At 61.0% G+C, this 21,099-nt stretch carries 26 protein-coding genes; 17 read left to right on the top strand and 9 right to left on the bottom strand.

The genetic code is table 11. The features are described 5' to 3' along the window. The first annotated feature begins 336 nt into the window (after window positions 1–336). From C476_RS15795 to C476_RS15785, 3 genes are all read left to right on the top strand, one after another. On the top strand, window positions 337–786 hold the full coding sequence (locus C476_RS15795; protein WP_008014720.1) for an Hsp20/alpha crystallin family protein: 450 nt from the start codon (window positions 337–339) through the stop codon (window positions 784–786). Between the two features lie 175 nt (window positions 787–961). Further along, window positions 962–2,233, top strand: a complete 1,272-nt coding sequence (locus C476_RS15790) for an RNA-guided endonuclease InsQ/TnpB family protein (protein WP_008014718.1) — start codon at window positions 962–964, stop codon at window positions 2,231–2,233. 215 nt (window positions 2,234–2,448) lie between these two features. Further along, window positions 2,449–2,637, top strand: a complete 189-nt coding sequence (locus C476_RS15785; protein ID WP_008014717.1) for a hypothetical protein — start codon at window positions 2,449–2,451, stop codon at window positions 2,635–2,637. Between the two features lie 125 nt (window positions 2,638–2,762). Here C476_RS15785 and C476_RS15780 read toward each other — a convergent pair whose 3' ends face one another. Then, window positions 2,763–3,653 carry a universal stress protein gene (locus tag C476_RS15780; protein ID WP_008014715.1) on the bottom strand — a complete coding sequence of 297 codons (891 nt, stop codon included), beginning with the start codon at window positions 3,651–3,653 and terminating at the stop codon, window positions 2,763–2,765. 5 nt (window positions 3,654–3,658) lie between these two features. Between C476_RS15780 and C476_RS18755 the strand changes: the two genes are divergently transcribed. Then, a complete protein-coding gene (locus tag C476_RS18755; protein ID WP_160162906.1) occupies window positions 3,659–3,823 on the top strand; it encodes a hypothetical protein in 165 nt (54 codons plus the stop codon). A 104-nt stretch (window positions 3,824–3,927) separates the two neighbouring features. On the opposite strand, the gene C476_RS15775 is transcribed toward C476_RS18755, so the two are convergent. From C476_RS15775 to C476_RS19470, 3 genes are all read right to left on the bottom strand, one after another. Then, the gene (locus tag C476_RS15775; RefSeq protein WP_008014714.1) at window positions 3,928–4,689 is read right to left on the bottom strand and encodes a diphthine--ammonia ligase; all 762 of its coding nucleotides are present in this window, start codon (window positions 4,687–4,689) and stop codon (window positions 3,928–3,930) included. Window positions 4,690–4,904: 215 nt separating this feature from the next. After that, window positions 4,905–5,351, bottom strand: coding sequence for a universal stress protein (locus C476_RS15770; RefSeq protein ID WP_008014711.1), 447 nt, complete (start codon window positions 5,349–5,351; stop codon window positions 4,905–4,907). A gap of 50 nt (window positions 5,352–5,401) precedes the next feature. Next, window positions 5,402–5,779, bottom strand: coding sequence for a hypothetical protein (locus tag C476_RS19470; RefSeq protein WP_008014709.1), 378 nt, complete (start codon window positions 5,777–5,779; stop codon window positions 5,402–5,404). Window positions 5,780–6,023: 244 nt separating this feature from the next. On the opposite strand from C476_RS19470, the gene C476_RS15765 reads away from it, so the two are divergent. The 3 genes from C476_RS15765 to C476_RS15755 all read left to right on the top strand — a co-directional run bounded on the left by C476_RS15765 (window position 6,024) and on the right by C476_RS15755 (window position 9,438). Then, window positions 6,024–7,037: an arsenic resistance protein gene (locus C476_RS15765; protein WP_008014706.1), complete on the top strand. Its 1,014-nt coding sequence runs from the start codon at window positions 6,024–6,026 to the stop codon at window positions 7,035–7,037. 136 nt (window positions 7,038–7,173) lie between these two features. Next, window positions 7,174–7,563, top strand: coding sequence for a DUF2237 family protein (locus C476_RS15760; RefSeq protein ID WP_008014705.1), 390 nt, complete (start codon window positions 7,174–7,176; stop codon window positions 7,561–7,563). Window positions 7,564–7,707: 144 nt separating this feature from the next. Next, window positions 7,708–9,438 carry an adenine deaminase C-terminal domain-containing protein gene (locus C476_RS15755; RefSeq protein ID WP_008014702.1) on the top strand — a complete coding sequence of 577 codons (1,731 nt, stop codon included), beginning with the start codon at window positions 7,708–7,710 and terminating at the stop codon, window positions 9,436–9,438. A gap of 136 nt (window positions 9,439–9,574) precedes the next feature. Here the strand turns inward: C476_RS15755 and C476_RS15750 are convergent, their stop codons facing one another. Then, window positions 9,575–10,492: a universal stress protein gene (locus C476_RS15750; protein ID WP_008014700.1), complete on the bottom strand. Its 918-nt coding sequence runs from the start codon at window positions 10,490–10,492 to the stop codon at window positions 9,575–9,577. 147 nt (window positions 10,493–10,639) lie between these two features. On the opposite strand from C476_RS15750, the gene C476_RS15745 reads away from it, so the two are divergent. The 5 genes from C476_RS15745 (at window position 10,640) to C476_RS15725 (ending at window position 15,288) form a co-directional block, all read left to right on the top strand. Then, a complete protein-coding gene (locus tag C476_RS15745; protein WP_008014698.1) occupies window positions 10,640–10,996 on the top strand; it encodes a hypothetical protein in 357 nt (118 codons plus the stop codon). A gap of 175 nt (window positions 10,997–11,171) precedes the next feature. Continuing rightward, a complete protein-coding gene (locus C476_RS15740; RefSeq protein ID WP_049911986.1) occupies window positions 11,172–12,452 on the top strand; it encodes an erythromycin esterase family protein in 1,281 nt (426 codons plus the stop codon). 69 nt (window positions 12,453–12,521) lie between these two features. Then, window positions 12,522–13,169 carry an HAD family hydrolase gene (locus C476_RS15735; protein ID WP_008014694.1) on the top strand — a complete coding sequence of 216 codons (648 nt, stop codon included), beginning with the start codon at window positions 12,522–12,524 and terminating at the stop codon, window positions 13,167–13,169. Window positions 13,170–13,281: 112 nt separating this feature from the next. Then, window positions 13,282–13,926 carry a phosphoribosyltransferase gene (locus C476_RS15730; protein ID WP_008014692.1) on the top strand — a complete coding sequence of 215 codons (645 nt, stop codon included), beginning with the start codon at window positions 13,282–13,284 and terminating at the stop codon, window positions 13,924–13,926. Between the two features lie 144 nt (window positions 13,927–14,070). Next, a complete protein-coding gene (locus C476_RS15725; protein ID WP_008014691.1) occupies window positions 14,071–15,288 on the top strand; it encodes a CBS domain-containing protein in 1,218 nt (405 codons plus the stop codon). A gap of 94 nt (window positions 15,289–15,382) precedes the next feature. Here C476_RS15725 and C476_RS15720 read toward each other — a convergent pair whose 3' ends face one another. Continuing rightward, entirely contained in the window at window positions 15,383–16,003 is a 621-nt protein-coding gene (locus tag C476_RS15720; RefSeq protein WP_008014688.1) for a SagB/ThcOx family dehydrogenase, read from the bottom strand. A 55-nt stretch (window positions 16,004–16,058) separates the two neighbouring features. Here C476_RS15720 and C476_RS15715 point away from each other — a divergent pair, with 55 nt between their 5' ends. Both C476_RS15715 and C476_RS15710 read left to right on the top strand, forming a co-directional pair. Further along, window positions 16,059–16,505, top strand: a complete 447-nt coding sequence (locus tag C476_RS15715) for a universal stress protein (protein ID WP_049911985.1) — start codon at window positions 16,059–16,061, stop codon at window positions 16,503–16,505. A 94-nt stretch (window positions 16,506–16,599) separates the two neighbouring features. Continuing rightward, the gene (locus tag C476_RS15710) at window positions 16,600–17,466 is read left to right on the top strand and encodes a universal stress protein (RefSeq protein WP_193788169.1); all 867 of its coding nucleotides are present in this window, start codon (window positions 16,600–16,602) and stop codon (window positions 17,464–17,466) included. A 126-nt stretch (window positions 17,467–17,592) separates the two neighbouring features. Here C476_RS15710 and C476_RS15705 read toward each other — a convergent pair whose 3' ends face one another. After that, complete coding sequence (locus tag C476_RS15705) at window positions 17,593–17,931, bottom strand: DUF7344 domain-containing protein (protein ID WP_008014683.1); 339 nt, start codon at window positions 17,929–17,931, stop codon at window positions 17,593–17,595. Window positions 17,932–18,190: 259 nt separating this feature from the next. Here C476_RS15705 and C476_RS19030 point away from each other — a divergent pair, with 259 nt between their 5' ends. The 3 genes from C476_RS19030 to C476_RS15690 all read left to right on the top strand — a co-directional run bounded on the left by C476_RS19030 (window position 18,191) and on the right by C476_RS15690 (window position 20,273). Next, a complete protein-coding gene (locus C476_RS19030) occupies window positions 18,191–18,364 on the top strand; it encodes a hypothetical protein (protein ID WP_193788167.1) in 174 nt (57 codons plus the stop codon). Window positions 18,365–18,407: 43 nt separating this feature from the next. Next, entirely contained in the window at window positions 18,408–18,848 is a 441-nt protein-coding gene (locus C476_RS15695) for a hypothetical protein (RefSeq protein ID WP_049911965.1), read from the top strand. A gap of 225 nt (window positions 18,849–19,073) precedes the next feature. Next, window positions 19,074–20,273, top strand: a complete 1,200-nt coding sequence (locus C476_RS15690) for an MBL fold metallo-hydrolase (protein WP_008014676.1) — start codon at window positions 19,074–19,076, stop codon at window positions 20,271–20,273. A gap of 98 nt (window positions 20,274–20,371) precedes the next feature. On the opposite strand, the gene C476_RS15685 is transcribed toward C476_RS15690, so the two are convergent. Together C476_RS15685 and C476_RS15680 are read right to left on the bottom strand one after the other, a co-directional pair. Continuing rightward, a complete protein-coding gene (locus C476_RS15685; protein WP_008014674.1) occupies window positions 20,372–20,767 on the bottom strand; it encodes a DsrE family protein in 396 nt (131 codons plus the stop codon). 64 nt (window positions 20,768–20,831) lie between these two features. Continuing rightward, complete coding sequence (locus C476_RS15680) at window positions 20,832–21,092, bottom strand: sulfurtransferase TusA family protein (protein WP_008014672.1); 261 nt, start codon at window positions 21,090–21,092, stop codon at window positions 20,832–20,834. Between the last annotated feature and the right edge of the window lie 7 nt (window positions 21,093–21,099).

Genomic DNA, 21,099 nt, shown 5'->3' with positions numbered 1-21,099 from the left:
CCGGTTCGAGCGGCCCCTACACCGACGAGATACATAGTCACTCCGTTGGTCACGAAGTCTGAAAGACACGCGATTGGACACTACAGCCGCTCTCGAGAGACGAGCGATCGTCATAACTGGGCTGAGTGGCACATCCATCCCACAGCAGTCGGGCGAGCAGGTGTGCACTGGCGGTCAGTGGCGACTGTCGATGACGATCAGAATGGAATTACAATCATAGCGTAGTAAATTACAGCACTACCTGACTATCTTCCGACCGATTCTTCCGACGGCCAAGTTTTAACTCATCTCCAGTGGCCCGTCCACTGGGCAGCTTGTATGCCCGTGAGAAGCGCTATGACTGAGGAACGTGATTCCACCGACCGATTCGACACGCAACTAGAGCGGCTCCAACGGCAGTTCGAAAACATCTCGCGGATGTGGGACCTCGAGCGGTTCGGGCTCTCGGAATCGGAGATGACGTCGATTGGAATCGATTTGATCGATCACGGGGACGAGTTCGAACTTACGGCGAACGTTCCGGGCTTCGATCGTGACGAGATCGACGCTCGACTCTCGGAGAACACGCTGACTATCACAGCGGAGCGCGAAGAAGAGACCGAAGCAAACGAGGAACTGTACCTCAAGCGCGAACGAGCACACCGGTCGGTCAGTCGCTCCATTCGATTACCGGAACCGGTCAACGAAGAAAACGTAACCGCAACGTATGAGAACGGTGTCTTGAGCCTGACACTCCCGAAGCAGCAACCGAGCGATGTCGGTGGACACACGATAGAGGTCGAGTAATCGCGCTGTCTCCGTTGGCCAGCTCGCGATTCGGGATGGCCCGTTACTGTCGTCTATACTAAAGAAACGAGGGCGAGTGCCCCGCGCCACCGGGCGCGGGGGTGAAGCCCGACACTCGGCCAACCTATCATCCTCCTTCCATACCTTTACAAGACCGCAGTACCACGATTAGAATATGCAGAAGTCGCTGACCAAAACACTCGTTTTTCAACTCCAACCAGACGAGTCCGGTCAGCAACTTCTGGACGACGCCTTCCTCGAAGCCCGCCGCGTGTACAACGAAACCATCCGCCGGGCAAAGAACGGTGATCGCTGGGATAAGATTCGGAAAGACTTGGAGTCTGACGCCGACCTTGTGAACAACACCACCCAACTCGTCGTACAGAAGTCGCTTGAAGCGATGGAAAACTATTACGAGTACGACGACTACAACCAACCCAGCCACACCACAGACAGCGCGTACCCGCTCCGGTCAAACTACGAGGAAGGGTACAACCTGTTCCTCGAAGACGACTGTATCCGTTACCGTATCAGCGCGAAGCCGTACAACCCGGTGAAAGGCACTCTTTGCGGTTCACCCGACGCCCTCGAACAACTCCGCCACGCCATCCAATCCGATGCGTGGCGTGTCGGAACGGCAGAAGCAATGAGGCGGAACGAGAAGTACGAACTCCACATCAATATCACCCACACGGAGGCCGATATCCAAGACAAAGAGGATTTACGAATGGTGGTGGGTGTGGATATTAACGAGGACTGCGTTGCGCTCGCTGCCCTCCACGAGGACGACATCGTTGATTCGGTGGTCATCGACTTCCCTGAAATCAAGGAGGAACGCCATCGATATTTCACGATGCGAAAGCGGATGCAAAACAACGGGAAGTCGTCGTTCGACCGGGCGTTCGAGCAACAAGAGGAACGGTTCGTCCACGACCAACTCCACAAAGTCTCTCGACAAGTCGTGGAGTGGGTGTCTCAGTTCGAGAAGCCCGTCATCGTCTTTGAAGACCTCAAAGAGATGCGGAACTCGATTGACTATGGCACCCGGATGAACCGTCGCCTTCACTCACTTCCGTTCCGCAAACTTCGAGAGTTCATCACGTACAAAGCCGCGTTCCAAGGGGTTCCGTCCGACAAAATCAACCCGGAATACACGAGTCAGGCGTGTTCACTCACCGAGTGTGAGCAGACAACTCGTGCAAACCGGAACAAGAAGCGATTCAAGTGCGTGGATTGTGGGCGGCAAGACCACGCTGACCGGAACGCGGCTATCAACATCGCCAAGAAGGGATTGGCGACACTGGATAGGAATGTGCCTGCTCTCAAGACGCTTCCCAACGTGCGGAAGCTGCGACGGCAGGCATCGGGCTGTGTGACCCAGCCGACCGTGACCCACGACACCGCCAGAGGTCACCACGCCGATGGTGTCGCGGGTGTGTCCGAGTAATCCACGGGAAGCCACGGGCCACCGCGCCCGTGGCGGTTCACTCTCCGTCTCTCATCGATTACTCGGGGGCAGACGATGGGTACGCGTTCGCGTTCACTCGATGTCGTCGGCAGATGAAACGCAGGATCGGACTGAACATGTAAACTTCGTTACTGTGGTATCGCTCCCGCCGCTCCCTCCAAGAGTTTTGACGTTTGGCGTCGTAGCTCGAGCGTATGGAGTACGACGAGATCGATCTCCGGCTGCGCGAGCGCGACGGACGGCGAGTCATCGAGATAGACGGGTACTTCCGACCACATCCAGAATCGAAGCCGTCTGAATACAGACGCCACGCGATCATCGACCTGACAGAAGATCAAGCGCAGACCCTCCACGACGAACTCGAGGAGTGTCTGACAGAGTGATCGGCGCGCGGTATCAGACGGGCTGCTGTCAGTCAATGCCGGCTGGCCGCGACCGTCCTGCGGTCCCACCGGGTCCCAGTGACAGGACGCCGTATCAGGCAGTGGATTCGAGACGTGTCCGGGAACTATGCCGATTCGCTCGGTCGCCCCCGTATCAGCGTCACGGGTATCGTCGATCGACGTGACACGGTCTCAGCGACGCTGCCAGTGATGAGTCGTGCGGGCAGGGACCGACCGTGACTCCCCATGATGATCTGGTCGAATCCGTTGTCCGCCGCGTAGTCGACGATCGACCGAGACGGCTCTCCGTATGTTAGATCCGTCTCGACGGCGAGATCGTCGTCTTCAATCGTCTCGTCGGCTGCTTCGATGATCGAGTCTCCTTGCTCAGTGAGGTCGTCGACGATCTGCGCTGCGTACGTTCCGTCGATAGCATCGACATCGTATTCGAACGGCAGCGCCACGGCGTGGAAAATCGTGATCCGCCCCTCCGGAAACTGGCTGGTCGCGTACTCGAGCGCGGCGAGTGACTGATCGGAACCGTCGACGGGAACCAGAATGCGACCGGGGAGTTCTCGCTCGAGGAGTTCCGACTGAGCCTCTGGAACGATCGTCGTCGAGACGGGGGCTCGCCGGACGACTGCTTCACTAACGTGGCCGAGAAACGGGTGAACGATCGGTGATTCGCCGTGGCTTCCCATGACGACGTGGTCGATGTCGTGTTCGACGGTGTACTCGACGATCGTGCGATGTGGGACACCTGTCTCGAGTACCGTCTCGAGTTCGCGGCCATACTCCGATGCGATCTCGGTTGCCTGCTTGAGGAGTCGGTCGCCAGCCTGCGCAATCCGCTCTTCGCTCGATTCGGGGGAGCCGACCGTTGCGTACGCGTCGTGGTTGGTGTCGGTAACGTGTATCGCGGTGATGGTAGCATCGGGAAACGAGACGAGCGTATAGACGAGCCCTGCGGTCGACTGTGTCGAGCGATCGATCGGAACGAGAATGGTCGTTGACATGGTCTATGATGGGATCACAGCATCCGGCGACGATGCGTGACAGTGATCCCGACGACGCCGAGATGAATAAACCAGGGGTGACTGATACTGCCGGACAAGACGGTTCATCCCTCGATCGCACCCACGACGCTGTCGCCGACGGCGACGGCCGTCGAGACGCGATCGCGTAGTCACTGACTGTTGTCCAGGAGTATGACGGGGCTCGAGCGGCACACGCTGCGACCAGCACAGGTGCGACCCCCAGTGGTAGCTGTAAACGGACGGCGTAGATCGATCATCGATGCTCGTCTACTGACGGAGGTGCCTTGAGCTTGGCGTCGGTGACTCGAATCCGTCCCCACGTGCCGTACCACTCCCGCTCGAACTCGAACGCGATGGGACGAGACATGTGTGGACCGTCGGTGACGATCGTCTGGAACTCGCCGCCTTCGCCCAGCAGATGGACACCGTATTCGCGGTGGAGCGCTTCCAGTTCCGCCAGCGCATCGTGATCGAGCTGGCGGCCGAGCCACGACTCCTCGAAGCCCGGCCCTGCCACCTCGACAATGCGTATCGTCAGTCCGCCGTCGATCATCGTCTCCGCGAGTTCACGTGGATCCGCCTGCCACAGCGGCGCGAAGAACGCACAACCGAGACGGTCACACATCGACCGCAGTCGATCAGCCTGATAGTCGCTCGTGACGGTCCCGGCGACGAGGCCGCATAAACCGCCGTCGAATTCGGTGTCCAGCCGCTCGAGAGCGGGCTCGAGTGCTTCTAGCTCGCCCGCTTGCCCTTCTGACACACCCGTTCGCAGGTCGGGTGGCTCCATGTCGGTGACTGGGAGCCCAACGTCGAGGATGGGAAGGCCGATGCTGCGTGCGGCCAGTCTGATCACCGACTGCGCGGGCGCGTGGTACATGGACGACGTCTCCGGCGGCTGGACGACGACCAGCGTGCGGACGTCACGGCCGGACTCGAGGGCCTGATAGAGTGCCCACGAGGACTCCTTGCCTCCCGAAAAGAGCGCGGCCCAGCCACCGTTGGCGTCGGACATACAGCTCCTTCTCCATGGATGGATAAATTCCTGCGGCTCGGCTCGCTGTCGGTTCGTTCGATCCGTCCGACTGCACTGCCATGTGCAACGATGGATCGCGAGCCGCCGATGACACGCTGGAATGGGCTACCGTCATACGGGCTGCTGTAACAGTTTACCGGTGCAACCGCGACCCGTTCTGCGGTTGTACCGGCAATTACTTATATCAGCCCGTATCAGCGGACGACGGTGACCGGAACGGTCACCTGTTCGACGATCACGTTTGCCACGCTGCCGAGCAGCCGTTCCATCCGCTCTGAGCGGCCGCGGTGGCCGAGATAGATCGTGTCGACCCCTTCCGTCTCAGCGTAGTCGGGAATTTCCGTGCTCGGATCGCCGTAGAGGGGTCCTTTTTCGACGTCAACGTCGCGTTCCGCGGCGACCTCGACCATCTCCTCGAGGATGGTGACGCCGCGTTGTTCGGTGTCTTCGATGCTCTCGAGGACCAGTCGTTCGGCGTCCGAGAGCGTCGAAATCGGTTCGCTGCCACCTTCGTCGTAGACGGTGGGATCGACCGCATGGACCACCGTTATCGAGCCGTCGACTGCGTCTGCGATCTCGAGGGCGTAATCGAGAGCGTTTTCGGCCTCGCCGGAGCCGTCAACGGCTACCAGAAACCTCATAGCGTTAAATCGCCGCCCGTTTTTCAGTTCGTCGTCCCTCCGCGCGACCGTCACGTGCGGTTCTGATTTGAGCTGCCCCTCGTCTCACGATCGGCTGCTCGGTGTCTGATCGTCGGGGATCGAGCCCGGATCGATCGCGATACCAGACGCCAAGCAGTACGTCCACCGATTGCACCGAGTGCAGTGAGAATCAGAAACGAGCAAAAATACCACGGCTTGGATTGCACCACGGCGAGTCCTTTGGTGGAGGCGGGGACGACACCGAGTGCCAGCAGATAGCAACCGGTGAGGAGACCAAGTGACGAGCGGTGGTACTCGTGCCAGTAGAGAACGCCGACGAGGAGTCCCGCGAGGAGGCCGAGTTGGCCGGAGTGAAGTTCAGGAATCGTACTAAAAATCGAGGACAAGACTGTCTCAACGGTCGCCATGTCTACGTTGTGCTACGTCGGAACCGACATACGAGTTGACCTGCAACTGGACAGCTATTATACTGCCCTCCTATCACATCGGTAATTGGTTTGGACGGCGACCGGCGAGACGTTCACTCTCGCAGACAGAAGTGTTTTGTATGATCAATACAATACTGCACAACATCATGGAGCAGGATTCGATGCGACGTGTGTGGGTCGCAACGACCATCGAATACGGCCGACGCGGCACGGAGGGTGGACGATGATCGGGGACGCACTCGAGACGGTCAAGCAAAACCTCATCTACGTCGTGGTGGGGTCGCTGTTCGCGGGACTGGCCGCCGGACAGGTCGTGGGTCCGGTGACGCGGTCGCTTCTCAAGCAGGCGGTCTTGCCGGCCCTGTTGGTGATGATCTACCCGATGATGATCAACCTCGACGTGCGGGAGATCTTCCAGATCCGAAACCACCTCCGAGCGATCGTGCTGGGGCTCGTGGTGAACTTCGTGATCGCGCCGGCGGTCGCCGTTGGCCTCGCCCAGCTGTTCTTCGCGGGGAACCCCTACTACGCGGTCGGGCTGTACCTGATCGCCCTGATCCCGACGTCTGGGATGACGGCAGCCTGGACCGGACTGGCGGGAGGCGACCTCGAGAACGCCCTCGTCGCGATCGCCGTGAACCTGGTCGTCGCAGTGTTCGTCTTGCCGCCATACCTGTCGGTGCTCGTCGGGGACGCGGTCGGATTCGATCCGGCCGCGCTGTACCGCCAGCTGGCGACCGTCGTCGTCATCCCGATGGTCGCCGGCAACCTGACCCGACGGTGGCTGTTACACCGATACGACGCCGCGGGATTCAAGCGTCTTAAGCCGAAGCTCGGCGGGGTCAGTTCCGTCGGCGTGATGGTGATCGTGTTCATCGCCATGACGATGCAATCGGGGAGTATCCTCGCAGCGCCGGTCGCCTCGGCGCTCGTGATCGTGCCGCTGGTGGCCTTCTACGCGCTGATCCTCGCTACCGGAGCCGCCATCGGTCGCACGCTGCTCGAGGACACCCAATCGGTCGCGCTCGTGTACGCGACCAGTATGCGCAGCCTCTCGGTCGCGCTGGCCATTGCAGCCGCACCCGGGTTCCCGCCGGCAGAAGCGGTCTTACCGATCGCGCTCGCCTACCTCATCCAGCCGACACTCGGCGCGGTGTACATGCACTATCGCCGTGACATCGTCGGGCAGGACCGGGACCTGGTGGAGGCTGTCCGTTCGTGGGCAGCGACCCGCTGACATCCTCCCACGGCTAAACGGGTGACTTTCGTCTTGCTTCCGCTGTAATTCAGCAGGTCACGGGTCGATGACAATCCCCGAGGACGAGTACTAGAGCCTCGACGGTGTTTTTGTTCCCGCAATACGATCTCCCAATATGTCCGAACGGAACGTCCTCGGCGGGGAACTTGCCACCTGTAGTACTGATCCGACGACCGGGTTCGAGCGTGACGGCTGCTGTGGGACCCATCCTACCGATCGGGGCAGACACGAACTCTGCGCGGTGATGACCGAGGACTTTCTGACGTTCAGCAAAGAACGGGGCAACGATCTCGTAACACCGCGCCCGGCGTTGCAGTTTCCCGGCCTCAAGCCGGGAGACCGCTGGTGTCTCTGTCTTGGACGGTGGATCGAGGCCCTCGAAGCGACCCGGACCGAACGGCTCCCGGAGACGACCGTCCCGCCTGTCGTTCTCGAAGCAACGAACGAGGCAGTGTTGGATTCCGTGGACATGGAGACGCTCGAAACCCACGCGTATGACGTGTGAATCGCCTGCTAGGATGTGATCGAGGCCGTACATCCTCGCTATTGATGACGCCAGCTGGAACACTATGATTCCTCTCGATAGCGTCCACTGATCGACGGACGGAAACAGAACGCTTAGCACGGCGCTGTTCGCAGTCACAAGTCGATGACCGACCTCCAGGCAGTTGCTCTCGGCGAAGCGACAGCAGATCTCGTCGTTCGTGGTGGCCACGTGTTCCTCCCGGAACGTGGCGAGTTCCAACGGCGCGATGTCGCCGTGTCGGACGGAGTCGTGGCCACGCTCACCGACGACGCATCCACAGTCACGGGCTCGGAGACGCAAGTGATCGATGCGACCGATCAGCACGTGCTTCCGGGATTCATCGACGCGCACACACACGTCGATTTACATCAGAGTCTCGAAGGAGCGGTTCACCGCATGCTGGAGGGCGGAACGACGGGCCTGATCGCCGAATGTCCGGGTGTCTCCCTCGTGCTTGGTGCCGGTGGCGTGACGACGCTCCTCGACAGGACAGCGACGCTCCCGATCGACGTCCGGTTTACCGTTCCACCACAACTATTCTTCGACACGTTCGAGCCTCAACCGGGGCGGCCCGAAGATCGCGAGGAACTCCGTGCATTGCTGGACCACCACCGTATCGTCGGCGTCGGTGAAACCGACTGGATTCACGCCGTCGGGAGCGAGACGCCCGCGACCGCGCTGTACGACCGTGCCGCCGCCGTCGGCAAGCCGGTCACCGGGCACGCCGCCGGCTGTCGCGACGAGAACCTCTCCGCGTTCGCGACGCTCATCGACAACGACCACGAGGCGATCACCGGTGACGAGGTAATCGAACGCGTCACCCGCGGTATCCACACCGTCGGCCGCTACGGGACGATTCGTGACGACATCGACGCGATCGCCGAGGCGGCCGAACAGGTACCGACACGAGAACTCTCACTATCGTCAGACGGCATGTGGCCCAGAGACCTCGTCAGTGAGGGGTACATGGACGTGGTGGTCCAACGGGCCATCGAGGCTGGCATCGATCCGATCGACGCGTTCCGGATGGCGACGCTGAACCCGGCCCGCCACTTCGGCCTGGACGATCGCGGCTCGCTGTCTCCTGGTAGCGTCGCTGACATTCTCGTCCTCGACGAACTCGAGACGGTCTCAGTCGACACTGTCGTCACTAGTGGGGAGATTGTCGTCCAGGGCGGTGACGCGCTGGTAGAGCCGATGCAGCCGGACTACCCCGATTCGTTCCGCGAAACTGCGACCGTTTCACGTGAGCCCGACCGATACCGGGTGCCCAGTGATGCGGTTTCGGGTGACACTGTGCGCGCGGTCGAGTGCGCTTCCGGCCTGCTCACTCGAGAAACCTGCGAGCCAGTCGTCGAACGTGACGGCGAACTCGTAGCCGATCCCGACGCCGGCTTACTGAAAGCTACGCTCGTCGAGCGGCGACCGCACGGTGACGGGGCGTCGTTTACGGGATTTGTCACGGGACTGGGCCCGCTCCGGGGCGCTGTCGCCACGTCGATGCTTTGGGAGTATCCGGGGCACCTCGTCGTCGGATCAACAGCGGCGGCGATGCAGCGGGCACTGGACCGCGTCATCGAGATGGGCGGTGGGTGGGCTGCCGTCGCCGACGGCAGCGTCGTTGCCGACGTTCCGTTGCCACTCGCTGGGCGGTGCGCTGAGATGCCAGTCGAAGAAACAGCCGCCGCATACGAAACGCTGGAGCGCGCGCTCCGTGACCTCGGTATGGACGTCGAGCGGCCGTTACTCGCCATCCAGACACTCACGACGCCCGGCGTGCCTCGTCTTCGCTTTACTGCTTCCGGCTACGCCGACATCCGGAATCAGCGAACGGTGACGCTCGATCCGAACTGACCGACGACCATCCGAGGAAGTTTGGCTGGCAGTTGCGCTGCCACCGCCGAGTGTGAGCAGCCAACTCGCCCAAACCAACGGGGTAACTCAACCAGTGCAACCGGTCTATCTAGCCGAGCTGCGCTCGGCCGCGCTGTCATTCGTTTGGCATCGGGACACAAACCACAGGGACGTCAGCGTTCCGGACGACGTTTTCCGTGACACTCCCCAGAAGGTGACGCTCGAGTCCGGAGCGACCGTGCGTTCCGATCACGATCATATCGACCGCCTTCTCGTCGGCGTAGTTCAAAATGACCCGCGCCGGCGGGCCGTTTGCGACGGTTCCCGTGACACTGACGCCGGTCGCTTTCGCGCGTTCACGAACCGCCTCGAGTGCGGTCTCGCCTGTGCGCTCGAGTTCGGAGAGGATCGTATTCGGGCTCGATCCCATCGTGAGCCGGCTCGTGTCGGCCGAGTACAGCGCATGCACCATCGCGTCGAACACGTCCGCGAGATGGACCCCCCAGTCGACGGCAGCCGCTGCGCCCTCGCTTCCGTCCGTTGGAAGGAGAATGTGCGCAGCGGTCTCCCGAGTGAGTGAGACGGTCTCCGCCGCCGGTGGAACGACCAGCACTGGAATGTCGACCGTCCGAAGGACGTTTTCGGTCACACTCCCGAGGACGACCCGCTCGAGTCCCGTCCGGCCTTTCGTTCCCATCGCGATGAGATCGATGTCGGCCGCATCGACGTAGTCGTCGATACACTCAAACGGTGTACCTCGTTCGATCGCCGTCGTGACCTCGAGGTCGGGGGCCTGTTCCTGAGCGATCGTCGCCACGGTTTCGACGGCTTCCTCGGCGTCGGCTTCGAGCGCGTCTCGTTCCTCTGCTACCGCGTCGGCGTCGAGAACCAACGAGAGATCATCGAAGTCCGTCGTGTCGGTGACCGAGAGGACGTGGACCTCCGCGCCCACCGCAGCAGCCAGGTCAATACCGCGCTTTGCGCCCGCGAGCGCGCCATCGCTTCCATCCGTTGGCAGTAACACCGCATCGATCGACTGGGTTGCCGATGGCATCGCACTCTCTTTCACCCTCTCGCCGAATAATTGTAGGGGGTCACTCTCTTCGGCGGCTGATCATTAAGTCGCGTACATTTCCGGGTGACAGGTCACTCGCGTCGACGGGACGGCGCGATTCAAGACGACGAACACCTAGAATATCTGATGACCGAAAAGACGATTGGGATCTTCCTGGTATCTAGTGGCATGGACGAGACACAGTGGCCGGAACTCAGCGGAACGGAGCTACAGTACGGCGACCATACGTGGGAACTTACCGGGACGGTCGATGTCGGGAACACCGGGACCATGCTTGCGGTCGAAGCCAAGCAAGTCGACGACGTTCGCCAACCGAAAGCCGTCCTTCGGTTCGCCCTTGACGGCGATGCACCGTCGTTGAATCCCGGTAATCTCGGGAGCCACTTCGACAGTCTCGAGCAAGCGGGTGGCACACAGTATCTCGTCGTCAAAAAAGCGGCGCGAACCTATCGATACGAACTACACGGGTTCGAGTACGAATGACCACTACGACACGCTGCCCACACTCTCCTGTTCGACGACCGTCGGTTGCGATGCGCGAGAGGGGAGAACAGAACGACGACACCACCCACCGCGTGTGCGAAAGCCACTTGCCAAGACGATGAACGAGATTCACGGCAGAACAGCATGGCGAGAGTCCACCGAGATCGAGGCTGCTGTGTCCAACGTTCGGTCGGTTGGACACGACCTGACGAGCCCGGCCGACCTTGACCAACTCGTCGAGCGATTCGGCGACAGGAAATACGTGCTGATCGGGGATGCGACCCATGGAACGTCCGAGTTCTACCGCTGGCGTTCGCGACTGACCGCCCGACTCATTCAGGAACGGGACTTCTCGTTCGTCGCCGTCGAAGGCGACTGGACGAACTGCTACGAGGCCAATCGATACGTCAAGGGCCTTCCCGAGTCTGCCGAAACCGGTCGCGAAGTCCTCGAGACATTCGATCGGTGGCCAAACTGGATGTGGGCGAACTGGGAAGTCCTCGAGTTCCTCGACTGGCTCGAGGTACACAACCAACTGCTCGAGCAGGACGATCGGGTCGGCTTCTACGGACTCGATGTCTATAGCCTATTTGAGTCGCTAGACGCGGTCATCGATTATCTCGAGGATGTCGACCCGGATGCCGCAGCCGAAGCGAGAGACGCCTACCGGTGTTTCGATCCGTACGGTGGGGACGCGCAGGAGTATACGCAGGCGCTCAGGATGGTCCCCGAGACGTGCGAAGACGAGGTCCTCGAGACGCTGACGAACCTTCAGGAAGCGGCCCCGACGTACGATCACGGACAGGACGACTACTTCAACGCCGAACAGAACGCACTCGTCGCGAAAAACGCCGAACAGTACTACCGGGAGATGGCTCGTGGCAACACCGATTCGTGGAACGTTCGGGACCGACATATGGTCGAGACGCTCGAGCGCCTCCAGCGTCATCACGGTATGGGTTCGAAAGGGATCGTCTGGGCGCACAACACCCACGTCGGCGATGCTCGAGCGACGGACATGGACCAGCGCGGGCGGCTCAACATCGGACAACTCGTTCGACAACACGAGGGCGCGTCCGAGGTGGCATTGATCGGCATGGGAACGTTTCGTGGGTGCGTTATCGCTGCTGATTCGTGGGATGCACCGATGGAAGAGCTGACAGTGCCGCCGGCACGACCCGGAAGCTACGAACACGTCTTCGAGCAAGCCAGCGAAACCGATCAGCTCCTGCTCACTGACGAACTCGACGACGAGACGCCACTTCGAGAGCCCCGAGGCCATCGCGCGATCGGCGTCGTCTACCATCCGAATCGTGAATCCGGAAATTACGTACCGACCGTCCTCCCCGACCGCTACGACGCGTTCGTGTCTCTTGGCGAAACGAGCGCACTCCATCCGTTTTCGCTCCATGCAGACCGAACACACGTGCCAGATCTCTACCCGTGGGGGCTATGAACGGACCGGCAGCGACTCCCGAAATCCTGACAGCCAGGTATTATTGGAACGGCTGGTGAACGGCGAGCCATGACGCTCGTTGCCTTCGACTTCGACGAAACGCTCTCCCAATCGGACCCGAGTATTCTCCTCGGGAGGGAGTACGACGTGGCAACGGAAATGCGCGGACTCCTCGAGCAAGGCGTCCGTGACGAGATCGATTTCGAAACGAGCCTGCAAGAGCGCGTCTCGTTGCTCGAGGGGATGCCGGAACGCCGGGTCGAAACCGCGTTCGAGCGGTGTTCCCTTCGTGACGGCGTTGCCGACATGATCACTGCACTCCGACGGTCCGATGTCCGTGTGGCCGTTCTCACGGGCAGTTTCGAGCGAGCCGTCGAGGCAGCACTCGAGCAGGCCGACACGACGGTCGATCACGTCGTGGCGAACCGCCTCGTGATAGAAAACAGTGCGGTAACTGGCGATGTCGACGGCCCCGTGCTCGATGGCCAGAAGGATGGGCCACTCGGGGAACTCGCCGTCGCCGATGGCGTCGATCTCGAGCAGACGATCGCGGTTGGTAACGGGGCCACGGATCTCTCGATGCTTCGTGCTGCTGGGACTGCTGTCGGATTCAATCCGGAGCCGGTCGTCGAGCAATACTGTGATGTCGTCGTGACATCGATTCGGAAACTCCACCTCTACTTCGAACAGCACGGCATTATCGATACAGAACGCTAGTGTCGATGCTCGCTGACACTGCTGGTGAGTAGCCAGCGCGCTGTGCCGAGCCTGTTATGGCTTGTCGAGACACACCTATGTTATATGCTACTGTCTCTCGTTCGATGACCCGATGGGAGGAGCTCGTCGATTTACCGACCGAACTGATGCGGGAGCGCAACTCGCAACGGCGCTCCGTGAGCGGGACCTCGACGCGGATATCGCACTCGCCATCCCGCGGGGCGGCCTTCCGCTCGGGCGTGCAGTTGCCGATGCACTCGACGTTCCCCTCGATATCGTCGTCGCAAAGAAGATCGGTGCCCCGGGGAACCCGGAGTATGCGATCGGTGCTGTCGCAAGCGACGGGAGCGTCTGGCGGAACGAAACAGCGTTTCGGGGGACGAGCGCCAATGAAGACTACTTCCAGGAAATGCGTGAGACGGAAGCAGCGAACGCGCGTCAAAAGGCCGACCGGTATCGTGGCGACCGGCCGGAACCCGACCTGACCGATAAGACCGTCGTCGTCGTTGACGACGGCGTGGCAACGGGATCGACTGTCAGAGCGTGTCTCAAGCGCCTTCAGAACACGGACGCCGAGCGCATCGTGCTTGCAGTGCCGGTCGGCCCGCCGAGTACGATTAACGAATTGCAGGATGAAGCTGACGACGTCGTTTGTCTCGAGACGCCCAGTGGCTTCCAGGGCGTCGGGCAGTTCTACGAGAACTTCGCGCAAGTGTCCGACGAGGAAGCGATGGAATATCTGGAGTCAGAGACATGAGCAAAATACGACGACCCACGTCTCGATTTGGGATCCCGAGACGACTCATCGAGGACGTGGAAGACAGGAACCGCCTTCAGCCGCGAGCAGCACAGCCGCATCGGACGACAGATCGAACACTCGAGCGGACACACACCAATACCCATGGATATCGCTGACATCGTTTCGGACGAATACGTCGAATTCACGCCAGACACACCGGTCTCGAAGCTCGTCGGGACGTTCGAAGATTCCGACGTCAAGGGTGTCCTGATACGGGACACCGAGTTCGAAGGGGTCGTCACCAGACGACAACTCGCGACATCGCATCGCCAACCCGACGAAAAGCTCGGGTCGCTGGTCTGGCACGTCCCCAGACTCACACCCGACGAGGACATCCGCAAGGTCGCACAGCTCATGATTGAGAGCGACTCACAGCTCCTGCCGGTATTCGAGGGACGGGAGCTGATCGGCGTCGTCACCGTCGATGCAATTCTCCAGAAGGTCAAGCCATATCTTGACGCCGCGACCGTCGCCGAGGCGTATTCGAGCGATCTCGTCGTGCTCGATCCGGCGTCGACACTCGGAGAGGCGCTCAACGTCTTCCGGCAAAACAAGATCACGCACCTCCCGGTCGTTGAGGGGAATTCGGCAACTGGTATCCTCAGTCTCTACGACGTGACCGACCTGACGGTCCGAGCAGAGGTCCAGAGCAAGGGCGGCGATGCGGGCGGGACAGACCCGTTCGGTGGCGAAATCTCCTCGAGCACCGGTCGCTCACGGCGCGGCGGCTTCGGCGCTCGAGAGGGTGAGCCGACGCGGATTCTCGATCTCCCGGTTCGGGACGTCATGGCCTCGCCGGTACGCACGATCCCGCCGACCGAAACGCTCGAGACGGCCGTCGAAGAGATGTCCGAGGTCGGTGGCTCGTCGCTGGTGGTGACGTCGAACGGACAACCCTATGGGATCGTCACGAAGACCGATGTCCTCGACTCGCTCACGTGGGAAGCAGGCGGGAATCGGGGCGTCCAGATCTACGGGACTGATCTGATAGACGACGCGACCTACGACGAGATCGTCGCAATGGTCGAGAAGTTCGACGACAGAGACCACGGGATGAACGTCCTCGACGCAAAGATCCACCTTCACGAGCACGACGAGACTCGTCGCGGGCGGCCGCTCTTGCTCGCTCGCATCCGATTGCATACCGATCGGGGGCTCTACATCGCCTCTGGTGAAGGATACGGCGCGAGTCACGCGCTCAATGAGGCTCGCGAGGTGCTGGAGCGACAGATCCGCGACCAGAAGACACACGGACGGAGCAAGAAGCCCCCGAGCGCGGAGTTCTGGGAGAAACGGTTCGGGTGGCTGCTCGAGGAGTAAACGATCTCTCCCGGGCCACGTGACGACACCGCGATGTTGCCGACTAGCAGGCCCATCGTCTGCGTCACGCCGTCAGTTTCTTTGACGATTATGCTCATTGCGCCGGTCGGTGGCCGACTGGCAACAGATACAGCGCCTCGAGCCGTGCCGGCAGCGACAGCGCCGTTGCGACGGCAGTGTCGGTGAACGCGCCGACGGGGCAGGTATTCAACCCACGCGCCTCACAGACGAGGTGGACGTTTTCTGCGACGTGTCCGGCCTCCATGTGGACGTACCGCTCACCGTGGTCCGGATACTGCCGTTGCGTTCGGTCGTAGTCTGCCGTCACCACGATCGTCATCGGTGCATCCGCGATGACCGCTTGGTCGAGTGATGCGGCAGTGAGGTCGTCGTGGACGGCTGTCTCGAGGTCGCGCTCGAGTGCGTGTCGCTGCTGCTCGTATCGGTACACGCCCGGCTCCAGTTCCTCGCTTCCGTTCGGCGCGACTTCGAGAAAGATCGTGAGTGGATACGTCGTGCCGGCGCTCGGTGCGGCGCGTAGCTCGACGCCGTCTCGGACGTGTGTTCGTCCCTGTGCCGCCCACAGGAGCTGTGCCACGTCGTCGATGTCGATCGGCGTCCGGGCGAACGACCGGCGACTTTCCCTGATCGCGATCGCCTGTTCGACGCTCGTCGATCCGTCGCTTTCGGGATCGGGTAGCTCGATCGAGGTCATCTCGAGCGTGTACGTGCCCCAGGAGGTTATGTCACTCCGTGGGAAAGCAGTGTGTATGTCGCGGACAGTGCTCGTTCCCGTCGATGGCTCGCCGTTATCGTTCGATGCACTCCGGCATGCGTTTCGGGAGTTCCCGGACGCAGAGATCGTCGCGTACCACGTCGTCGACTTGTTCAGGCCCGACTACGGGACGCTCGAGGACCGCGACTCGACGTACGAACCGATGATCGGGACCGCAGCGTGGGACCGTGCCGTCGACAACGCCACCGACCAACTCTTTACGGAGGTCACCGACGTCGCCGACGAGTACGATCGGTCGGTCGTGACCGACTCGGATATCGGTGATCCGAAGCGACTCATCGTCGAGTATGCGACGGTCGAAGACGTCGATCACGTCGTCATCGGCTCTCACGGCCGACTGGACGAACGGCGGCCGCTCTATGGAAGCGTCACCGAAACCGTCGTCCGTCGCGTCCCGGTTCCGGTCACCGTGATTCGGTGAGTGCGGATCTCTCGGCTGCTGGCAGCCATCCGTCGTGTCACGATCGCGAAACGTGTGGGTGCGTTTGATGCCCGTTCAGGTCGAACGACTGGCCATGTTCAGCACGATGCTCGTCCCGACAGACGGGAGCGCTGGTGCCGAAGCGACGATCGGTCATGCAATCGAGTTTGCTCGGACCTACGGCGCGGCCGTGCACACACTCTACGTCGTCGATACCGGTGCTGAGCCCGTAGGCATCGCCGGATCCGATCGCGAAGAACTCTATGCGCCATCCGAACGACGGGGACGCGAGGCGACGATCCGGATTACGGACCGTGCTGAGGACGCCGACGTGACGGCTGCTCGAGAGGTACGCGAGGGAGTCCCGCATCAGGAGATTCTCGCGTATACGGACGAACACGACGTCGATCTCATCGTGATGGGGACGCACGGTCGGACCGGCGTCGACCGGGCTCGGCTCGGGAGTACGACTGAACGCGTCCTCACGCTCGCTGACGTGCCGGTGCTTTCGGTCCGGCTGGGAGACGATCGCGAAACAGCGGCGGGACCGTACGAGCAGGTGGTGATTCCGACCGACGGGAGCGACGGCGCCGAACGCGCCGCGGAAACGGCACTCGACGTCGCCGAGAAGTACGACGCCGACGTACACGTCGTCTACGTGGTCGATCCGATGCCGTACGATCTCGAGGATACACCACGGAGCATCATTGGCTCTCTCAAAGAAGGCGGCCGAAAGGCGACGGAAACGATCGCGACCATGGCACGCGATCGGGATCTCTCTGTGACGACCGCTGTCCGTCGCGGCGAGCCAACAGCGGAACTCCTCGAGGCGGCGTCGGCGGTCGATGCCGACCTCGTTGCGATGGGAACGCGTGGCCGAACCGTCGGAACCGGTCGATTGCTCGGCAGCACGACGGCACGCGTCGTCCGACGCTCGTCGACTCCCGTCTTGACGGTCTGATAGTGGACTCGAGCGTTGTTCTGTGTCGCCTCCTCAGACGGTCTGCTGTCCCGATGTTTCGGTGGGACCGCAGGGCGGATCGCGGCCCCACCGGTACTGACGGACTGTCGTCCGTATCACAGCGAGCTACTCCGGATCGACCGCGGCGAGGACATCGCTGAGCCTCTCACAGTGATAGTGTCGTATCGTCCCCTCCTGTCTGTCGTACTCGATCAATCCTGTGTCCGCAAGCAGTGGTAAGTGGATGTAGTGAAGGGCTCGTTCCCAACCACTGATGGTTTCGTCCTCGTGTGGCAGCGCCAGCCGCTGTGCTAACTGCTCGCGGTGAATCCGGTTTTTCTCAACGTTCTCTAGCGATACGACAACCCGTCGTCGGGAGGCATCCGCGAGCAGACGGAGAATCTCGTCTGTCTTACAGGTACTCTGCACGAGCCCGTCGTTGTCTGTGATCGGGAACTCGGTCATGGCTCGAGTTGAACCGACTATCGAGATACTGGTTGAAGTACCCCCGCTGGTGTTCCCACGATGTGGAAGCTCCATCGCTGGTGACCAGTCTGTTGAAGCCATCGGAACAAGAGGGAGGTCAGCTATAGTAACGACTGAAACGATTTACACACCGATCGCACAGTCGCCGTGCGATCGGATGTCATTGACTTTCAGTGGCTACTATAGGCATACTCGTCGAAATCGTGTTCGTTATCCGCTGGTGGCCCTGAAGATGAATGTGACCTCCGCAGAATCCCGTGCAGGCGAAGACCACGCGCTAATCAGTCGTGGTTACCGGATCACCGTCGATGACGGCCGTGACTCGTTTTATGCGATCTGTATCGAAGAACAGGACAGCGAGACAGCGTGGATCATGTCCGATACCGTCCGATCGCTGGAAGACATGCGATAGGTGTCGCCGACATGATCATATAGAACGTCCGTGAATGGAATCTATGGGCAAATGGATCAAACGTCTTGGAAGTCTCCTCGCAGGTGTATTCGGCTTTCTCGCCGTCGGGATCGGTGTGACAGTCGCACTCGAGCCCTACATCTGGCCGTCCGCGATACTGGGCTTGCCTGCCGGGATCATCGCCGGCGTCGCCTTGGTCCCGCTTACATATCTAGGTCTCTCCTACTGGGAGGAGCGAACCACCACTGGCACGGCGTCTCCGGAAACGTCGCGACGGTTCTGGGCGACGGTCGCAGCGATACTCGGATTCCTCGGTGGTGGTGGGCTTGCCATGATCGTACTCTCAATGCAGGCGATCGGACTCGCGGCAGCGATGCTATTCGGTGGCGTCCCGGTCGGAATTGGCTCGGCGGTGCTCGCTGCATACTTCGCTTCCCATCGTAACTGGGGCCGTCACTCCAAATCCGAGTCGGTGGTTCGGTAACGGATCGCTGATACGTCTGTCGTCCGAGAAACTCTCCGATCGCACAACAGATCGGCTACTGTGTGGACTCGTTCATCGTGTCCCGGTCGGAAATTCCGGGTATCTATTCGATCTCACGTTTTGATGCCGGTCTCGAAAAATACGATATCTCGCCATGCACTCGATTTTCAACCACTCAAACGGTCTGAGAAAGATCTTAAGACGATCTCTGTGGTAGAGTATAGCATGCCTGGACCAGAAGAACTGGCGGAGTACCTTCCCGAGGACATCGAGGTGACGTCCATCGAGCCGGCGGAACTTCGCGACCGTATTGCCGCGGGCGAACAGGTGACCATCCTCGATGTCCGTGCAGAAGACGAGTACGAGGAGTGGCATATCGAGGACGACGATGTCACGACGGTGAATATCCCGTACTACGAGTTCCTCGACGATGGCGACGACGAACTTCTCGAGCGGGTCCCGGAGGGCAATCCGGTCGTCACCGTCTGCGCGAAGGGTGGCTCGAGCCACTTCGTCGCTGGAACGCTCCTCGAGCACGATATCGACGCGGTAAACATGGCCGATGGGATGAACGGCTGGGCTCGCAGCTACGACGTCGTCGAGGTATCGCGCGCGCCCGGTCCGGCAACTGTGCTGCAGTTCCAGCGTCCCTCGAGCGGGTGTCTCTCCTATCTCGTTCACCACGATGGCGAGGGAGCGCTCGTCGATCCACTCCGGGCGTTCGTCGACTTCTATGTCGATCTCGCGGATGATCTCGATGTCAACCTGACGTACGCAATTGATACGCACGTCCACGCGGACCACGTCAGCGGCGTTCGCGAGGTCGCAGCGCAGACCGGTGCCACCGTCGTGCTGTCACAACGCGCCATCGAGCGAGGTGTCGAGTACGATGTAGATCGCGTCGTCGAGGACGAAGACGTTCTCTCAGTGGGCGACGCCACTATCGAGGTTCGCGCGACACCAGGGCATACGACGGGGATGACTTCGTTCCTCGTCGACGACGGTGTGTTGCTGACGGGCGACGGCCTGTTTACGGAGAGCGTCGCGCGGCCGGATCTGGAAGAGGGAGCCGAGGGTGCGTCCGATGCCGCCCGCCAACTATACGATATCTTACAGGAGATCATGTCGCTGCCGAACGATACCATCATCGCGCCAGGGCACTTCAGCGACGCGGCCGAGCCAGCGTCGGACGAGACCTACACGGCGCGGCTGGGCGACCTCGCGGACCGCATGGCGGCGCTGTCGATGGACCGCGACGAGTTCGTCGAGTTCATCCTGTCGGATATGCCGCCACGGCCGGCCAACTTCGAGGAGATCATCGCGACGAATCTCGGCCAGCAAGACGTCGACGACGACCGTGCATTCGAGTTAGAGCTTGGCCCGAACAACTGCGCTGCAACCCAAGAGGCGATGACGGGCGATTGATACGGACTCCTGTCATACGGTCTGCTGTACCGATTTATCGGTGCAACCGCAGGACGGGTCGCGGATGCACCGGAACTGACTGACAGCAGACCGTATACCTATCCGAAGCTGAACACGTGGGCAGCGTCCGACGTTTCGTCGAGGAACGCGGCCGCACCGGCGAACTCGGTCGTCACCGAGTCGTCCATCCCCTCACGGTCCCAGCCGAGCATGTCGATGGTCGTCGTACAGGCGACGGTCGTGACGAGGTCGCCCCCGGTTTCGACGAAATCTCCGAGCATCTCGTAGGGGTCTGGCACGCCCGCCTCGACCATTCGCTCGAAGTCGCCGAGGTCCTTTTCGCCCGCCATCAGATGTGTGAGGCCGTCGAACGTGAAGTAGACGACTACCTCCGTGTCCATCGCCAGAGCAACCTGACCGAGGTTCATGGCCATGGCGAGGCTTTTCGGATCGTCACTGTACACGATGATACCGATCTTGTCAATTGCTGGCATTGTTACACCAATAGTTGGATCCCTGTGTCGGCCATGTGCTCGAACGCGGTCGGCGAATCGGTGCTCATGTCGTTGTCCTCCGGACGTAATGTCGATAGACGGTCTCACCGCCCTCGTCGCCCTCAGTTTGTTCGAGGAGCTCTACCCCGTCCGTCGAGTTCGCCCACCCTTTGATGTCGGACATACTTCCGGGGTCGGTCGCGATGACCGCAAGGACGTCTCCTGGCTCGAGACTGTCGACTGCCTGCTTCGCCTTCACGACCGGCATTGGGCAATTCAGCCCTTTGACGTCGGCCGTTTCGGTGATGTCGTAGTCTGTACTCATGTGTCTT

Source organism: Natrinema limicola JCM 13563 (assembly GCF_000337475.1).
GTDB lineage: Archaea > Halobacteriota > Halobacteria > Halobacteriales > Natrialbaceae > Natrinema > Natrinema limicola.
The sequence above is the reverse complement of the archived record's forward strand: the minus strand, read 5'-3'. Positions and strand labels throughout refer to the sequence as shown.

What these genes read in the sequence shown, in the direction of transcription:
- C476_RS15795 (WP_008014720.1), top strand. Translation starts at nt 337, where the DNA reads ATGACTGAGGAACGTGATTCCACCGACCGATTCGACACGCAACTAGAG.
- C476_RS15790 (WP_008014718.1), top strand. Translation starts at nt 962, where the DNA reads ATGCAGAAGTCGCTGACCAAAACACTCGTTTTTCAACTCCAACCAGAC.
- C476_RS15785 (WP_008014717.1), top strand. Translation starts at nt 2,449, where the DNA reads ATGGAGTACGACGAGATCGATCTCCGGCTGCGCGAGCGCGACGGACGG.
- C476_RS15780 (WP_008014715.1), bottom strand. Translation starts at nt 3,653, where the DNA reads ATGTCAACGACCATTCTCGTTCCGATCGATCGCTCGACACAGTCGACC.
- C476_RS18755 (WP_160162906.1), top strand. Translation starts at nt 3,659, where the DNA reads ATGATGGGATCACAGCATCCGGCGACGATGCGTGACAGTGATCCCGAC.
- C476_RS15775 (WP_008014714.1), bottom strand. Translation starts at nt 4,689, where the DNA reads ATGTCCGACGCCAACGGTGGCTGGGCCGCGCTCTTTTCGGGAGGCAAG.
- C476_RS15770 (WP_008014711.1), bottom strand. Translation starts at nt 5,351, where the DNA reads ATGAGGTTTCTGGTAGCCGTTGACGGCTCCGGCGAGGCCGAAAACGCT.
- C476_RS19470 (WP_008014709.1), bottom strand. Translation starts at nt 5,779, where the DNA reads ATGGCGACCGTTGAGACAGTCTTGTCCTCGATTTTTAGTACGATTCCT.
- C476_RS15765 (WP_008014706.1), top strand. Translation starts at nt 6,024, where the DNA reads ATGATCGGGGACGCACTCGAGACGGTCAAGCAAAACCTCATCTACGTC.
- C476_RS15760 (WP_008014705.1), top strand. Translation starts at nt 7,174, where the DNA reads ATGTCCGAACGGAACGTCCTCGGCGGGGAACTTGCCACCTGTAGTACT.
- C476_RS15755 (WP_008014702.1), top strand. Translation starts at nt 7,708, where the DNA reads ATGACCGACCTCCAGGCAGTTGCTCTCGGCGAAGCGACAGCAGATCTC.
- C476_RS15750 (WP_008014700.1), bottom strand. Translation starts at nt 10,492, where the DNA reads ATGCCATCGGCAACCCAGTCGATCGATGCGGTGTTACTGCCAACGGAT.
- C476_RS15745 (WP_008014698.1), top strand. Translation starts at nt 10,640, where the DNA reads ATGACCGAAAAGACGATTGGGATCTTCCTGGTATCTAGTGGCATGGAC.
- C476_RS15735 (WP_008014694.1), top strand. Translation starts at nt 12,522, where the DNA reads ATGACGCTCGTTGCCTTCGACTTCGACGAAACGCTCTCCCAATCGGAC.
- C476_RS15730 (WP_008014692.1), top strand. Translation starts at nt 13,282, where the DNA reads ATGGGAGGAGCTCGTCGATTTACCGACCGAACTGATGCGGGAGCGCAA.
- C476_RS15725 (WP_008014691.1), top strand. Translation starts at nt 14,071, where the DNA reads ATGGATATCGCTGACATCGTTTCGGACGAATACGTCGAATTCACGCCA.
- C476_RS15720 (WP_008014688.1), bottom strand. Translation starts at nt 16,003, where the DNA reads ATGACCTCGATCGAGCTACCCGATCCCGAAAGCGACGGATCGACGAGC.
- C476_RS15715 (WP_049911985.1), top strand. Translation starts at nt 16,059, where the DNA reads ATGTCGCGGACAGTGCTCGTTCCCGTCGATGGCTCGCCGTTATCGTTC.
- C476_RS15710 (WP_193788169.1), top strand. Translation starts at nt 16,600, where the DNA reads ATGTTCAGCACGATGCTCGTCCCGACAGACGGGAGCGCTGGTGCCGAA.
- C476_RS15705 (WP_008014683.1), bottom strand. Translation starts at nt 17,931, where the DNA reads ATGACCGAGTTCCCGATCACAGACAACGACGGGCTCGTGCAGAGTACC.
- C476_RS15695 (WP_049911965.1), top strand. Translation starts at nt 18,408, where the DNA reads ATGGGCAAATGGATCAAACGTCTTGGAAGTCTCCTCGCAGGTGTATTC.
- C476_RS15690 (WP_008014676.1), top strand. Translation starts at nt 19,074, where the DNA reads ATGCCTGGACCAGAAGAACTGGCGGAGTACCTTCCCGAGGACATCGAG.
- C476_RS15685 (WP_008014674.1), bottom strand. Translation starts at nt 20,767, where the DNA reads ATGCCAGCAATTGACAAGATCGGTATCATCGTGTACAGTGACGATCCG.
- C476_RS15680 (WP_008014672.1), bottom strand. Translation starts at nt 21,092, where the DNA reads ATGAGTACAGACTACGACATCACCGAAACGGCCGACGTCAAAGGGCTG.